This is a genomic window from Janthinobacterium sp. BJB401 (assembly GCF_013372745.1).
GTDB lineage: Bacteria > Pseudomonadota > Gammaproteobacteria > Burkholderiales > Burkholderiaceae_D > Janthinobacterium > Janthinobacterium rivuli.
In genome coordinates this window covers 128,162-142,329 of record NZ_JABXFH010000012.1, presented here as the reverse complement: position 1 = coordinate 142,329, position 14,168 = coordinate 128,162, and the positions used below count along the sequence as shown (strand labels likewise).

General features: G+C 63.0%; 12 protein-coding genes. 8 read left to right on the top strand and 4 right to left on the bottom strand.

Annotated features, from left to right (window positions below; translation table 11 throughout):
* Both HWE17_RS11025 and HWE17_RS11020 read right to left on the bottom strand, forming a co-directional pair.
* Window positions 1-1,317: methyl-accepting chemotaxis protein (locus HWE17_RS11025; RefSeq protein WP_176388786.1), on the bottom strand; the 1,317-nt coding region annotated here is incomplete at its 3' end.
* Between the two features lie 232 nt (window positions 1,318-1,549).
* Window positions 1,550-2,041 carry a chemotaxis protein CheW gene (locus HWE17_RS11020; RefSeq protein ID WP_035818113.1) on the bottom strand — a complete coding sequence of 164 codons (492 nt, stop codon included), beginning with the start codon at window positions 2,039-2,041 and terminating at the stop codon, window positions 1,550-1,552.
* Between the two features lie 293 nt (window positions 2,042-2,334).
* Here HWE17_RS11020 and HWE17_RS11015 point away from each other — a divergent pair, with 293 nt between their 5' ends.
* The 4 genes from HWE17_RS11015 to HWE17_RS11000 all read left to right on the top strand — a co-directional run bounded on the left by HWE17_RS11015 (window position 2,335) and on the right by HWE17_RS11000 (window position 6,171).
* A complete protein-coding gene (locus HWE17_RS11015; RefSeq protein WP_176388785.1) occupies window positions 2,335-3,024 on the top strand; it encodes an HD domain-containing protein in 690 nt (229 codons plus the stop codon).
* Between the two features lie 79 nt (window positions 3,025-3,103).
* On the top strand, window positions 3,104-4,384 hold the full coding sequence (locus tag HWE17_RS11010) for a TCR/Tet family MFS transporter (protein WP_176388784.1): 1,281 nt from the start codon (window positions 3,104-3,106) through the stop codon (window positions 4,382-4,384).
* A gap of 100 nt (window positions 4,385-4,484) precedes the next feature.
* On the top strand, window positions 4,485-5,306 hold the full coding sequence (locus HWE17_RS11005) for an ABC transporter substrate-binding protein (protein ID WP_176388783.1): 822 nt from the start codon (window positions 4,485-4,487) through the stop codon (window positions 5,304-5,306).
* 7 nt (window positions 5,307-5,313) lie between these two features.
* A complete protein-coding gene (locus HWE17_RS11000; protein WP_176388782.1) occupies window positions 5,314-6,171 on the top strand; it encodes a DMT family transporter in 858 nt (285 codons plus the stop codon).
* Here HWE17_RS11000 and HWE17_RS10995 read toward each other — a convergent pair.
* Complete coding sequence (locus HWE17_RS10995) at window positions 6,168-8,120, bottom strand: CocE/NonD family hydrolase (protein WP_176388781.1); 1,953 nt, start codon at window positions 8,118-8,120, stop codon at window positions 6,168-6,170. The genes HWE17_RS11000 and HWE17_RS10995 overlap by 4 nt on opposite strands.
* A gap of 318 nt (window positions 8,121-8,438) precedes the next feature.
* Here HWE17_RS10995 and trpS point away from each other — a divergent pair, with 318 nt between their 5' ends.
* From trpS to HWE17_RS10975, 4 genes are all read left to right on the top strand, one after another.
* The gene (gene trpS, locus HWE17_RS10990) at window positions 8,439-9,515 is read left to right on the top strand and encodes a tryptophan--tRNA ligase (protein ID WP_217916745.1); all 1,077 of its coding nucleotides are present in this window, start codon (window positions 8,439-8,441) and stop codon (window positions 9,513-9,515) included.
* A 119-nt stretch (window positions 9,516-9,634) separates the two neighbouring features.
* On the top strand, window positions 9,635-11,224 hold the full coding sequence (locus HWE17_RS10985; RefSeq protein ID WP_176388780.1) for a pyridoxal-dependent decarboxylase: 1,590 nt from the start codon (window positions 9,635-9,637) through the stop codon (window positions 11,222-11,224).
* Between the two features lie 36 nt (window positions 11,225-11,260).
* Window positions 11,261-12,502, top strand: a complete 1,242-nt coding sequence (locus HWE17_RS10980; RefSeq protein ID WP_176388779.1) for a voltage-gated chloride channel family protein — start codon at window positions 11,261-11,263, stop codon at window positions 12,500-12,502.
* Window positions 12,499-13,230 (top strand): bifunctional 2-polyprenyl-6-hydroxyphenol methylase/3-demethylubiquinol 3-O-methyltransferase UbiG, encoded by a 732-nt coding sequence (locus HWE17_RS10975; protein ID WP_176388778.1) that lies wholly within the window; start codon window positions 12,499-12,501, stop codon window positions 13,228-13,230. The genes HWE17_RS10980 and HWE17_RS10975 overlap by 4 nt, the downstream gene beginning before the upstream one ends.
* Here HWE17_RS10975 and HWE17_RS10970 read toward each other — a convergent pair.
* Entirely contained in the window at window positions 13,227-14,153 is a 927-nt protein-coding gene (locus tag HWE17_RS10970; RefSeq protein WP_255206196.1) for an ADP-ribosylglycohydrolase family protein, read from the bottom strand. The two genes, HWE17_RS10975 and HWE17_RS10970, sit on opposite strands and share 4 nt — an antisense overlap.
* Between the last annotated feature and the right edge of the window lie 15 nt (window positions 14,154-14,168).

Genomic DNA, 14,168 nt, shown 5'->3' with positions numbered 1-14,168 from the left:
CATGGTCGAACCAGCTTGCGCCACCAGCATGCTGCCCGCGTTGACTTGCTCCACGGAAGCGCCGATCAGGGTCTTGATCTCTTTCGCGGCCGAAGCGGAACGCTGGGCCAGATTGCGCACTTCGGACGCCACCACGGCAAAACCACGGCCCTGTTCACCCGCACGGGCCGCTTCCACCGCCGCGTTCAGCGCCAGGATATTCGTCTGGAAGGCGATGCCGTCGATGACGGAAATGATGTCGACGATCTTGTTCGACGACGCATTGATCGATTCCATCGTACCCACCACTTGCGCCACGACTTCGCCGCCCTTGACGGCCACTTGCGCCGCCGAGGCCGCCAATTGATTCGCCTGGCGCGCATTGTCCGCATTCTGTTTCACGGTACTGGTCAGTTCTTCCATCGACGACGCTGTTTCCTCCAGGGAACCGGCCTGCTCTTCCGTGCGGGAAGACAGGTCCTGGTTGCCGGCGGCGATTTGCGTCGACGAGGTCGCGATGCTGTCCGTGCCGCTGCGCACTTCGCCCACGATGTTGAGCAGGCTCGTGTTCATGTCCTTCAGGGCCAGCAAGAGTTGGCCGGTCTCATCCTTGGCGCTGGCGTCGATCTGCGCCGTCAAGTCGCCATCGGCCACCTTGCGGGCGATGTCCACAGCCGTGCGCAGGGGACGCACGATGCCCATCGTCAAGACCCAGGCACACACGACGCCGAAGCCCAGCGCCAGCGCGGCCAGCACCAGCATCAGGTTGCGGCTGGTATTGGCGACGCCGTCGATTTCGCGCGCCGTCGTGTCGATGCTGGCGCGCTGGTGTTCCAGCAAGTCCTGCACCATCTTCTGATACTTGGCGGCGGCCGGCACGAAGATCTTTTCAAACACCTCATTGGCGGCGTCGGCCTGCGCTTCGCCCTTCAGCTTGTAGACCTGGTCGCGCGAACTGATGTACACCTTGCGCTGCTCCAGCAAACCCGCGAACATGGCTTTTTCTTCCGGCTTGTCGATCAGCGCCTCGATTTTCTTTTGCAGTTCAGCCGAGCTGGACGACGAGACTTTCGATTCTTCCGCGAAATAGCCGCTGAGCGAGGTGTCGCTGCTGCGGGCAATCGCGATGGTGCGGCGCACGGCGCTGTCGATACGGCCGTACCAGTCGGAAATATAGCGTTCCTTCGCCAGCGGTTGTTCCATCATGACGCGCGTGGCGCTGGCCACGTCGTGCAGGCGCCAGACGCTGATGCCCGTAATGAGCATGGAAAACAGCAAAATCACGGCAAAACCGAGTCCGAGGCGGACACCGATGCTGACGTTGCGTAATAAATTCATGTGACTATCCTAAAAAGCCCTGATGCCGTCGCGACAGGCTGGCAGTTTCGCGCTGGCGTGGACTCGCTGCCGTGGCGAAACGGGCGTGAAAGTGAAACTGAAGTGAAACTGGCGCACGGTTCGGCTGAACCGTGCGCCAGGAAATGCGCTAGCGTGCGCCTTGCAGAAAAATCAAGCAATGCCGAGAGTCAATTGTTTCCGACAAATCCAGTCAAAATGACCGCGGCGAGAATTAAGCGGCTAATTTTTCGATCAAGCCCATGTCGGCGCTAGACATCAGCTGGTCGATATCGACCAGGATCAGCATGCGCTCGTCGATGGTGCCCAGGCCGATCACGTATTCCGTGTTGATCGAACGGCCCATGTCCGGCGCCGGCTTGATCTGTTCCGGCATCAGCGTGGTGACGTCGGAGACGCGGTCGACGACCATGCCGACGACGCGGTTGCCGATGTTGAGGATGATGACGACGGTGAACTGGTCATAGCTGGGCGTGCCCAGGTTGAACTTGATGCGCATGTCGACGATCGGCACGATGATGCCGCGCAGGTTGACCACGCCCTTGACGAACTCGGGGGCGTTGGCGATGCGGGTCGGCGTTTCATAGCTGCGGATTTCGCTGACTTTCTGGATGTCGATGCCATACTCTTCCTGGCCGAGGGTAAAAGCCAGGTATTCGGCAGCCTTGGCAACGGTTGCGCCAGTGTCGCTGGAAATGGTGTTCATGATAATCCTTTAATTAACTCGCCTGGGGCGCAGGCCAGCATGCACGATGGCATGACTGCCACTAGTATGTTTTTTGCAAATACTTTCTCGCAATTAGCTTATGCTTCTAATTTCCGTGCGGCAATGTTACCCCATGTAAATTCTACATGCACTAAAAAAGAGCAATTGCTGGAAGAATGATTTCAAAAATACAATTTATGTAGCAAATACGGCACGCCGAAGGGCAGACCACCGGCCGCAGTCGGCGGCGTTTTATGCCACACTGGCGGCCCCTGCTTTTTATGACCTTAACCATGCACTCTTTGCTTTCTCAATGGCAACCACGCCTGCTGGCGCTGGCCACGGCCGGCCTGGGCGATGACAGCGCCCACGACCTCAACCACCTGCACCGCGTCTGGCGCAATGCCAGTGCCCTGCTGCAAGAGCATGCGGACGCGGACCCCCTCACCGTGATGGCCGCCTGCTATCTGCACGACCTCGTCAACCTGCCAAAAAACCACCCCGAACGCCACCTGGCCTCGCGCCAGGCGGCGGCGCTGGCTTGCCGCCAGTTGGCGGAACTGGATTTCCCGGCAGAAAAATTGGCGGGCGTGGCCCACGCCATCGAGACGCACAGTTTTTCCGCCAACTTGCCGCCACACACCATCGAAGCGCAGATCGTGCAGGATGCCGACCGCATCGACGCGCTGGGCGCCGTGGGACTGGCGCGCCTGTTTTACACTGCCGCGCGCATGGATAGCGCGCTGGCGCATGGCACGGATCCGCTGGCACAGCAGCGTCCGCTCGACGACAAGGCCTATGCGCTCGACCATATCGTCACCAAGCTCGACAAGCTGCCCGGCAAGATGCAAACGGCGGCAGGACGCGCACTGGCCGAACAGCGGCTGGCCGTGTTGACGGACTTCCGCGCCGCCTTTGCCGACGAATGGGGAATGCCCCCTGACATGGATGGCGATAGCCAGCATGGTTCCCGCTGTCTATAATGCAAGCCTCAGCTATCGCGCCGCGCGTCAGCAGCATCCTGTCACGCGCCGGCGCTATGCCAACGCGCCGAAAGCATGCATGTCCGATAAAACCAGCCCCGACAGCCATTCCCCGTCCGCCCCCGCCCTAAAGAGCGCCGGCAACCTCAATTTCATCCTCGTCTGCGTCTTCATCGACATGCTGGGCATCGGCCTGGTGGTCCCCGTGCTGCCCATCCTGATCGGCAACTTTGTCGATGGCAAGGATGCGCAAGCGTTCTGGTACGGCATCATGGCGGCCCTCTTCGGTTTGCTGCAATTCATCTTCATGCCCATGCTGGGCGCCATCAGCGACCGCGTGGGACGCCGTCCCGTGCTGCTGTACTCGATGGCCGGCATGGGCATCAACTTTCTCGCCACGGGCTGGGCGCCGAACCTGGCCTGCCTGTTCATCGGCAGGGTCATCGGCGGCGTCTCGTCGGCCAGCATGTCGGTCGCGTCCGCCTATGCCTCCGACGTGTCCACGCCCGACAACCGCGCCAAGAGCTTCGGCAAGATCGGCGCCGCCTTTGGCCTGGGCTTCATCTGCGGGCCCATGCTGGGCGGCCTGCTGGGCGAAATCGATCTGCGCCTGCCGTTTTACGTGGCGGCGGGCCTGTCGGCGGCCAATTTCATCTACGGCTATTTCTGCGTGCCCGAGTCGCTGCGGCCGGGCCCGCGCGCACCGTTTACCCTGGCGCGCATCAATCCGTTTGCCGCCCTGCTGAAGCTGGTGCGCCGCGTGGAAATCCGTGGCCTGGTGCTGGCCTTCGGCCTGATGACGTTTGCGCAAATGATGCTCAACACCACCTGGGTGCTGTACACGCATTTCCGCTTCGACTGGACGCCGCGCCAGAACGGCATCGCCCTGTTCTGCGTGGGCCTGTGCGCGGCCGTCGTGCAGGCGGGCTTGCTGGGCATACTCATCAAGCGCTTTGGCGAAGTGCGCCTGTCCCTGCTGGGCATGGCCTCGGGCGCCCTCACCTATTTGCTGTACGGCCTGGCCACACAGGGCTGGATGATGTATACGCTGATCCTGTGCAACCTGCTGGCCTTTGCCGCCGGACCGGCCCTGCAAGGCATCATCTCGAAATCATCGAACGCCAGCGAACAGGGAGAGCTGATGGGTTCCCTGCAATCGATCAGCAGCCTGGGCATCATCATCATGCCTTTGCTCGGCAGCATGATCCTGGGCGAAGTGAGCCACTTGCCGCCGCAGGACTGGCGCATCGGCAGCACTTTCTACCTGTGCGCCATCATGCAAATTCTGGGCATCCTGGTGGCCTGGCGCTACTTCAAGGCGCAACGCCAGGCAAGACTTGTGGTTTCCACCACAAAGTAGTCGGCGGTATAATATTGCACTTGAGAAATAAATAGGCGAGAATGGGATAATCAGCGGAGCGTTGCCGACGCCCCGCATTCGATGGTGAGCAAGGATGGGTATGACTGACTTTTATTCCAGCGCCTGGCGCCGGACCGTGGCCATGCTGGCGCTGGCGCTGCCACCGCTGGCGGGCGCGCAATGCTCGCGCGACATCCAGGTGCCCGTCTCGGCCATCGGCGCCAGCGTGGTGGTCAATGGCGCCACGATAGGCGGCATCTATCCCGACTTGCTGCGCAGCATGGGCGCCAAGCTCGGCTGCAATTTCATCTTCACGGCCGTGCCCCGCGCGCGCCTGGAAGCGATGTTCGAGACGGGCAAGGCCGATATGCTGATCCCGGCCAGCAGCACCTTGCGGCGCGACCAGCATGGCCTGTTCATCCCCATGCTGGGCAGCCGCCCCCTGCTGATCTCGCTGCAGGGCGCACGCGCGCCCATCAACACCATGCAGGAACTGATCGAGCGGCGCGAATTGCGCGTGGCGCTGGTGCGCGGCTACGACTATGGCGCACCGTACCAGGCACTGGCGAAGGAGCTGAGCAGCCAGGGCCGCCTGTTTTATGAAGTCGACGCGCTGTCCGTGGCGCGCCTGATGCAAAGCGGCTTCATCGACGCCACCATCATGAGCCCCACCATCCTCGCCGGCGTGGCGCAGAACGATGCGCGCGTGTATGGCCTGGCCGACCGCTTGCGCCTGGAAGCGCTGCCGGAGCTGCCGTGGGGCATGAGTGGCGTCTACCTGTCGCGCAAGTCCCTCACGCCGGAAGACCAGGCCACCCTGCGCGAACTGCTGGACAAGGCGGGACGCTCCGGTTCCGTGATGGAAGGCTTCCAGCGCCATCACCGCCAGGAACTGCTGTCGCTGAGCATACGCCCTCGCTAAGGCCTGCATGTCCGGTCTGGTCGTCGCCGTCGTCCTGTTTGCCGCCCTGCTGCACGCCAGCTGGAACGCCATCGTCAAGTCGGGCAAGGATACCTTTCTCAGCACGGTACTCGTTTCCGTGGGCGCGGCCCTGATGTCGCTGGCCGTCCTGCCTTTCGTGAACCCTCCCGCTCCTGCCAGTTGGCCTTACCTGGCCGCCTCGGCCGTGGCGCAGCTGGCCTATTACTCGCTGCTGGCGGCCGCCTACAAGGCGGGCGACATGAGCCATGCCTACCCCTTGATGCGCGGCAGCGCGCCATTGCTCGTGGCGCTGGCCAGCTGGCCGCTGATCGGCGAGCGCCTGTCCGCCACGCAGATGGGCGCCGTCGCCTGCATCTGCGCGGGCATCTTCGGCCTGTATCTTGCCGCGCGCACGAGCGGCATCGGTAAGGCGCCGAAAAGCACGGGCCGCGTCACCGCCTTTGCGCTGGGCAACGCCTGCATCATCGCCAGCTATACCCTGATCGACGGCATCGGCGTGCGCCTGTCCGGCGCGCCTGCCGCCTACACGATGTGGATTTTTGTCTTGAACGGAACGGGCCTGCTGCTGTGGACGGCCTTGCGCCGCCCCGCCGACTTGCTTGCCTATGCGCAAACGCAATGGCGTTTGGCCGCCTTTGGCGGTTTCGGCACGCTCGCTTCATACGGCCTGGCCCTGTGGGCCATGACGCAGGCGCCCGTGGCCGCCATCGCGGCCCTGCGCGAAACGTCGATCCTGTTCGCCATCGCCATTGCGGCCCTGTTCCTGCGCGAAAAAATCAGCCCCCGCCGCTACCTGGCCATCAGCCTGATCGCAGCGGGCGCCGTGCTCATGCGCGCCGGCTAGCGCGCGTCGAGCGGCGCTATCGGCAACTCGATCGCGCTGGCCGCCCCTGCCGCGTGGTACACGCGCTGCGTCGCCTTTTTATAATCGCCTGGCTGGGCCAGGAAGATATTCGGCACGAAGGTTTGCGGATTGCGGTCGTACAGGGGGAACCAGCTCGACTGCACTTGCACGGCGATGCGGTGGCCCGGCAGGAAGACGTGGTTCGCGTTCGGCAAGGCGAAACGGTAGCGCTCGACCTTACCGGCAGGAATCGCCGTCGGGTGTTCGAGGCTGTCCCGGTAGCGGCCACGGAAGATGTCCATCGCCACGCCCAGCTGGTAGCCACCCATGGCCGGCTGCGACGGTACTTCATCCGGATACACGTCGATCAGTTTTACCACCCAGTCGGCATCCGTGCCGCTGGTGGCGGCGAACAGGTTGACCATTGGCGCGCCGGCGATGCGCACGGCCGTCTTCAAGGGTTCGGAAACATAGCTGAGCACGTCCGTGCGATCCGCATAGCCGCGCTGGTCGCTGACCAGCCATGGCTTCCACACGTCGCCATCGTTCAGGCGCACGGGACGGGGCACGAACGGCACGGGTTTCGCGGGATCGGCCACGTATTCATCGAAGGCGCCGCTGGCTGCATCGGCTGTGGCCGATGACGCCGCAAAGCCCAGCTTGTAGCCATCCTGCAGATAGATCGGCGTCAGCTTGATATCACACGTCTCGCAGGCCAGCGGCCACTGCTGCAGGCGCTGCCACTGGTTGGTGCCGCTCTGGTACGACACGACGGGCGCCGTGTTCGCTTCCGGCGCGCCATCCTTTAGGTATTGATTGAGGAATGGCTGCATGACTTTTTCACGGAACTGGCGCGCCGTATCGCCGTCAAACTTCAAGGCGCCCAGACTGGAGCCGTCATAATTGACGCCGCTGTGGCGCCACGGGCCGATGGCCAGGTAATTGAGGTTGTTGCGCGTGTCGCGCCCTTCCATCGCCCAGTAGGTGGCGTAGGGGCCATAGATATCTTCCTGGTCCCACTGTCCCACCACGTGCATGGTGGGCACGATCAGCTGACGCTTGGCCAGTATCTTGTCGAGCGCCTGTTCCTGCCAGTAACTGTCGTAAGCCGGGTGTTCGAACAGCTTTTTCGTGTAGGTCAGCTTGTCGATGCCGAATTTCTTCGCGTAATCACCGGCCGAGCCGATGCGCAGATACGCTTCGTAATCATCGTAGACGCCCAGGGCAGGCGATTCGCCGCTGCCGCGCACGCTCGTCTGGCCCGCGATGTACGACAGGCTGGGCATGCGGAAGGCGCCATTATGAAACCAGTCGTCGCCGCGCCAGCCGTCGACCATGGCGCTCATGGGCACGGCCACCTTCAGGGCCGGATGCGGGTCGACCAGGGCCATCAGTACCGTGTGTCCCTCGTACGAGGAACCGAGCATGCCCACTTTGCCATTGCTTTCCGGCACATTTTTCACGAGCCAGTCGATCGTGTCCCACGCATCGGTCACATTATCGACCTTGGTATTGTTCAGCGGGCCGCGCACAGGCCGCGTCATCACGTAATCGCCTTCCGAGCCATGCTTGCCGCGCACGTCCTGGAACACGCGGATGTAGCCGTTTTCCACCAGGGTATCGTCGCCCAGCGGCAAGGTGACCAGCATGCTGGGGCTGGCGGCGCGCTGGGCGCGGCGGGCCGCGTTGTACGGCGTGCGCGTGAGCATGATCGGCGCTTTTTGCGCGCCTTTCGGCACGACGATCACCGTGTACAGCTTGACGCCGTCGCGCATGGGGATCATCACCACCCGCTTGACGTAGTCGTTCAGGTCCGGCATCACCAGTTTGGCGCCGATATCGGGCGTCATCGGCGGCGTTTTCGGCGTTTGCGCCAGCACGGGCGCGGTAAACAGGGAACTTACAATCAAGGCCAGGCCGGTGAGCCGGACGGGGGACGACACGTGCATACTGTTCTCCAATGATTCATGCCACGCAAAAGTGGCCGAACGGCAATAGTACCCGCAAAGCAAGTTTTGCATAAGGCAAGCCTCTGACGCGGCGCAGCAGAGAAATCGGGGGCGCAAACTTGACAGAACGCGTGCGAACTGCAACCATAACGCCATGAAATTTATCCCTTCACAACACGCCTGCTTGAATTGGTGGTCCCGCTCACTTTCGCGCGGCCACTGCATAGTGATGTGAATCTGATCCACGCCGCCTCGATCGGTGGCGTAACAGGCTCAGCCTGGATCATCCCCGATGCAGGCGGCTCAAAAGGAAACTTGATGAGCTTGCCTAATACCCCCGATACCCAAGACCAGAACGACGCACCGGCAGCGCCGCTTTCCCCTGCCGCCATCGCTTCGCAATCCGTGATCCTGACGGGCGACCGCCCGACCGGTCCCTTGCACCTGGGTCACTACGTGGGCAGCCTGCGCGACAGGGTCCGCTACCAGAACAGCTACAAGCAATTCATCATGCTGGCCGACGCGCAAGCGCTGACGGACAATATGGATGACATCGACAAGGTGCACCGTAACGTCGTCGAAGTGGCGCTCGATTACCTGGCCGTCGGCATCGACCCGGCGAAAACTACGGTCTTCATCCAGTCGCAAATCCCGGAACTGGCCGAGCTGACCTTTTACTACCTGAACATCGTCACCGTGGCGCGCCTCGAGCGCAATCCCACCGTCAAGGAAGAAATTCGCCTGCGCGGCTTCGAGCGCGACATTCCAGCCGGCTTCCTGACCTACCCTGCCAGCCAGGCGGCCGACATCACGGCCTTCAAGGCGGGCGTGGTGCCCGTGGGCGAAGACCAGATCCCGATGATCGAGCAAACGAATGAAATCGTGCGCCGCTTCAACCGCATGTACAACCGCGAAGTGCTGATGGAATGCAAGGCGCTGGTGCCCGATATCGGCCGCCTGCCCGGCATCGATGGCAAGGCGAAGATGAGCAAGTCGCTGGGCAACACCATCAACCTGGGCGCGACCTCGGCCGAAATCACGGCCGCCGTGAAAAAAGTCTATACCGACCCGCTGCACCTGCGCGTGGAAGACCCTGGCCACCTGGAAGGCAATATCGCCTTTACCTACCTGGACGCGTTCGATCCGGAAAAAGCGGCGCTGGCCGAAATGAAAGCCCATTACGTGCGTGGCGGCCTGGGCGACAGCATCGTCAAGAAACGCCTGGACGTGGTCTTGCAGGAAATGCTGGCGCCGATCCGCGCCCGCCGCGAAGAGTTCGCCAAGGACAAGGGACAAGTCATCCAGATGCTGAAAGAAGGCACGTTCCGCGCACGCGAAGTGGCGGCCCGCACGGCCGATGAAGTCAAGTCGGCGCTGGGTCTCAACTACTTCTGATCAATAGCAGCAATAGCAAACTGATGCGCTCAGGCGGAGTCGGGTAAAATCCCGCTTCCGCCTGGGCGCAATTCGTTTGTCACCGTGGCACCAGCAATCCGTAGAGAAGACAACGCGCCATGACCGATACCCCTATCGAACAGCTGCTGCAGCAGCATTTTTCCATCGATGCGCTGCAACGCTCGCCCGCGCCTCTGCAACAGGCGCTGGGCATGCTGGGCGGCTGGCTGGCCGCCGAGCGCGACACGGCCTACCCGCATACGCCGTATGCGGAACTGCTGACGCAATTGTCCGACACCAGCCTGCCCGCGCACGGCATGCCCGTAGCGCAATTCCTGCAAGAACTCGACACCACCGTGCTGGCCAATACGGCCCAGCTGAACCACCCGCAATACATCGGCCACATGACGCAGGCCTTGCCGTGGATCAGCGTGCTGGCCGAAGCGTTTACGGCCACCCTGAACCAGAACCAGGTCAAGATCGAGACGGCGTACGTGTCGACCCTGATCGAAAAGCAGATCCTCGGCTGGCTGCACCGCCAGGTGTACCAGCAATCGGACGCCGTCTACACGCAGGCCATGGCCGCCACCAGCGGCGCGCTGGGCAATGTCGTCAATGGCGGCACCATGGGCAACCTGACGGCGCTGGCCGTGGCGCTGGAGCAGCAACTGCCCGGCACGCGCAAGCGCGGTTTGTTTGCCGCCATGCAGGAATCCGGTTACACAGGGCTGGCCGTGATCGGTTCGGCGCGCAGCCATTACTCCGTGAAAAAGGCGCTGGCGACCCTAGGCCTCGGCGAAAACGCCTTGCAGCTGGTGGCCGTCGACCGCGACAACCGCATCGACGTCGCCGCGCTGGAAGCAACCATTGCCGACTTGAAATTGCGCAAGATCAAAGTCGTCGCCATGATCGGCATCGCCGGCACGACGGAAACGGGCGCCATCGACCCGCTTGCCGCCATGGCGGCGATTGCGGCGCGCGAATCCATCTGGTTCCACGTGGATGCGGCCTGGGGCGGCGCCCTCTTGATCGCCGAGCAGTACCGCGCGCTGTACGACGGCATTGCCCTGGCCGACTCCGTCGTCATCGACGGGCATAAATTGCTGTGGGTGCCGATGGCGCAAAGCATGGTGCTGTTCAAGGACAGCGCCAGCCTGAACTTGCTCAAACACAACGCCAACTACATCTTGCGCGACAACTCGGGCGACCTGGGCCAGACCTCGCTGGAAGGCTCGCGCCGCTTCGACGCCCTGAAACTGTGGACCTCGTTCAAGGTGCTCGGCGTGTCCGGCTACACCACCTTGCTGCAACAGGCGGCCACCCTGTCCGGCCAGTTGCAGGATTTATTGGCCGACCAGCAGGATTTCGAACTGGTCACGCGCTCGGACACCTTCATTCTGACCTACCGCTATGTGCCCGCGCACTTGCGCCAGCGCATGGAAAGCTTGCTGGCCAGCGGCGACGTGGAGGCGGCGAGCGAACTGAACAAGCAACTCAACACCTTGAACGCCAAGCTGCAGAACCGGCAAAAGGCGCAAGGCCACAGCTTCGTGTCGCGCACGGTACTCGAATCGACGCGCTACCCCGGCCCGACCAACGTGCTGCGCGTGGTCATGACCAACGTCAAGACGCGCCCCCACCACTTGCGCGCCATTTTGGCCGAACAGCGCGCCATCGGCCAGGCGCTGGTGGCGGAATTGGGCCTGTAAGGAATCCCCCACCCATCAGCCTTGACTGGATGAACAATGCAGCGTCTTAGCGCCCTCACCGATCTGTTAAAGCATCTGTTGAAATGGCTGCTACTGGCCTTGGTCGTGGCCGTGCTGGCGGGATCGGCCTCGGCCTTCTTCCTGTTCGCCCTGGACTGGGCCACGCGCACGCGGATGGCGCACGCGTGGCTGATCTGGCTGCTGCCCGTGGCGGGCTTTGCCGTAGGCTGGCTGTATCTGCGCTATGGCCGCAGTGTCGAAGGCGGCGCGAACCTGCTCATCGATGAAATCCACGACCCGAAAAAAATCATCCCCTTGCGCATGGCGCCGCTGGTGCTGGGCGGCACCGTCATCTCGCATCTGTTCGGCGCCTCCGTCGGACGCGAGGGCACGGCCGTGCAGATGGGCGGCGCGCTGGCCGACCAGCTCACGCGCCTGTTCCGCCTGAACAACGAAGACCGCCGTATCATCCTGATGGCCGGCATCAGCGCCGGCTTTGCCTCCGTCTTCGGCACGCCATTGGCAGGCGCCCTCTTTGGCCTGGAAGTATTGGCCATCGGTCGCCTGCGCTATGAAGCCATGCTGCCCTGCCTGGCCGCTGCCGTCATCGCCGACCAGGTGGGTTTGCTGTGGGGAGTCCACCATACGCATTACGCCGTGCCCTTGATCCCCGCCCTCTCCGCCTGGACCTTGTGCGCGATGGTGATCGCTGGCGTGCTGTTCGGCGTGACGGGCAAAGTATTCGCGCAAGCCACGCACGGCTTGAGCGGCCTGATGAAACGCTGGATCGCCTACGCCCCGCTGCGTCCGCTGGCCGGCGGCCTCGTTGTCGCTATCGCCGTATGGCTGATCGGCACGGATCGCTACATCGGCCTGGGCATTCCCACCATCGTCGACGCGCTGAAGGAACCGCTGCCCGCCTGGCATTTCCTTGGCAAGATGGCGTTTACCATCGTTTCGCTGGGCACGGGCTTCAAGGGCGGCGAAGTGACGCCATTGTTCTTCATCGGGGCGACCCTGGGCAATGCGCTGGGCCCGCTGCTGCACCAGCCCGCCACCCTGCTGGCCGCCATCGGTTTTGTCGCCGTCTTTGCGGGCGCGGCCAACACGCCGATCGCCTCCACCCTGATGGCGATGGAACTGTTCGGCGCCGAAATCGGCGTGTACGCGGCCATCGCCTGCGTCGTGGCCTATCTGTTTTCCGGCCACGCAGGCATTTACCGGGCGCAACGCAGCGGGCATGCCAAGCGCACGCCCCCCGAGGACATCGACGCATGACACAGAATATCTACGACAACGACGCCTTCTTCACTGCCTACAGCCAGCTGCCGCGCTCTGTCGGCGGCCTCGACAGCGCACCGGAATGGCCAGCGCTGCGCGCCATGCTGCCCGGGTTGCAAGGAAAAAGCGTGCTGGACCTGGGCTGCGGCTATGGCTGGTTCTGCCGCTGGGCTGTCGAGGCTGGCGCGGCGCGCGTGCTGGGCGTGGACGTGTCGGAAAAGATGCTGGCGCAGGCAAGCGCCATGGGAGAACACCCGACGGTCAGCTATGCGCGGCTTGATCTGGAACAACTGGCCTTGCCGCCAGCCAGCTACGACCTCGTCTACAGTTCGCTGGCGTTCCACTACATCGAAGGTTTCGACACCCTGCTGGACGCCATCCGCCACGGCTTGAAGCCTGGCGGCAAGCTGGTGTTTTCCATCGAGCACCCGATCTTCATGGCGCCGCGCCAGCCCGGCTGGCTGACGGATGCGCAAGGATGCAAGACCTGGCCCATCGACAGCTACCAGCAGCAAGGCCCGAGGACGTCGGACTGGCTGGCGCCCGGCGTGATCAAGCAGCACCGCACCCTCGGCACGACCTTGAATGCACTGATACGCGCCGGTTTCCAGCTGGAACACGTGGAAGAATGGGGGCCGACCGACGCGCAGGTGGCGCAACAGCCGGCCCTGGCGGAAGAGCGCGAGCGGCCGATGCTACTGCTGGTGGGCTGCGGCCTGCGCTAGGGTCTGGCCCGCTCGAACAAATTGTCCGCCAGCTCTTCGATATCTCCGCGCATGGCCAGGACGTCGAGCCAGCGCGCAGGAATTGCCTGGGCGCCATAATAGGCGCCGGCAAGCTGGCCGACGATGGCGCCGGTTGTATCGGCATCCTCGCCCAGGTTGACGGCGCGCAATACGGCCTCTTCCAGTGAATCCGTATTGAAGAAGCACCAGAGCGCCGCTTCCAGCGATTCCACGCAATAGCCGGTGCCGCGTATCTGCTGCTCCGTTTTGCCAATGAAACTGCCGCTTGCCAGCTCCCTCAGCTTCGGTTCGGCAGGCCGGTACGCGATGCTGCCCATCAACGCTTCCTTCGCCGTGCCCGTCAGCGCGCCGCACAGCAAGGCGGCAAACAGCTGGCAGCTTTCGACCGCTTCCGGCGCCGCGTGGGTGGTGCGGGAACTGTCGGCGGCGCAGGCCACGGCTGCCGCCACATCCGGATAGGCAAACAGCACGACCGGGACCAGGCGCATGAGCGAGCCATTGCCCGCCGTGTCAGGCGCGGTGGAACCACTCCAGGGGTTGCCCGTTTCCTGGAAACTGGCCAGCGCGTCCCTTACCGTTCCGCCGATATCGAAGCAGGTGCCGGTGGAACTCAGGTAACCCCATTGCCACCAGTTCAAATACCGCACCATCTGGTCCGCCGGATCGAACGCCCCTTTCAATACCAGACTCTCGGCCAGGCACAGCGCCATCGAGGTATCGTCCGTCCACTGTCCCAGCTGCAGGCCGAATGGGCCGCCGCCCGTCATGTCCGTCAAGGGCGCAAAACTGCCGCGCGGGGAAAACTCCACGGTCGTGCCGACGGCGTCGCCACAGGCAAGTCCCAGCATGGCGCCCAGATATCGGTCATGCAAAGTCGGCTGGTATAAAGTTGACGTCATCATGATTCTCCCTTGGTT

Bases quoted from the DNA above. Each gene is read 5' to 3' on its own strand.
- HWE17_RS10975 (WP_176388778.1), top strand. From the start codon at position 12,499: ATGACACAGAATATCTACGACAACGACGCCTTCTTCACTGCCTACAGC.
- HWE17_RS11010 (WP_176388784.1), top strand. From the start codon at position 3,104: ATGTCCGATAAAACCAGCCCCGACAGCCATTCCCCGTCCGCCCCCGCC.
- HWE17_RS11020 (WP_035818113.1), bottom strand. From the start codon at position 2,041: ATGAACACCATTTCCAGCGACACTGGCGCAACCGTTGCCAAGGCTGCC.
- trpS (WP_217916745.1), top strand. From the start codon at position 8,439: ATGAGCTTGCCTAATACCCCCGATACCCAAGACCAGAACGACGCACCG.
- HWE17_RS11000 (WP_176388782.1), top strand. From the start codon at position 5,314: ATGTCCGGTCTGGTCGTCGCCGTCGTCCTGTTTGCCGCCCTGCTGCAC.
- HWE17_RS10985 (WP_176388780.1), top strand. From the start codon at position 9,635: ATGACCGATACCCCTATCGAACAGCTGCTGCAGCAGCATTTTTCCATC.
- HWE17_RS10980 (WP_176388779.1), top strand. From the start codon at position 11,261: ATGCAGCGTCTTAGCGCCCTCACCGATCTGTTAAAGCATCTGTTGAAA.
- HWE17_RS11005 (WP_176388783.1), top strand. From the start codon at position 4,485: ATGACTGACTTTTATTCCAGCGCCTGGCGCCGGACCGTGGCCATGCTG.
- HWE17_RS11015 (WP_176388785.1), top strand. From the start codon at position 2,335: ATGCACTCTTTGCTTTCTCAATGGCAACCACGCCTGCTGGCGCTGGCC.
- HWE17_RS10995 (WP_176388781.1), bottom strand. From the start codon at position 8,120: ATGCACGTGTCGTCCCCCGTCCGGCTCACCGGCCTGGCCTTGATTGTA.
- HWE17_RS10970 (WP_255206196.1), bottom strand. From the start codon at position 14,153: ATGATGACGTCAACTTTATACCAGCCGACTTTGCATGACCGATATCTG.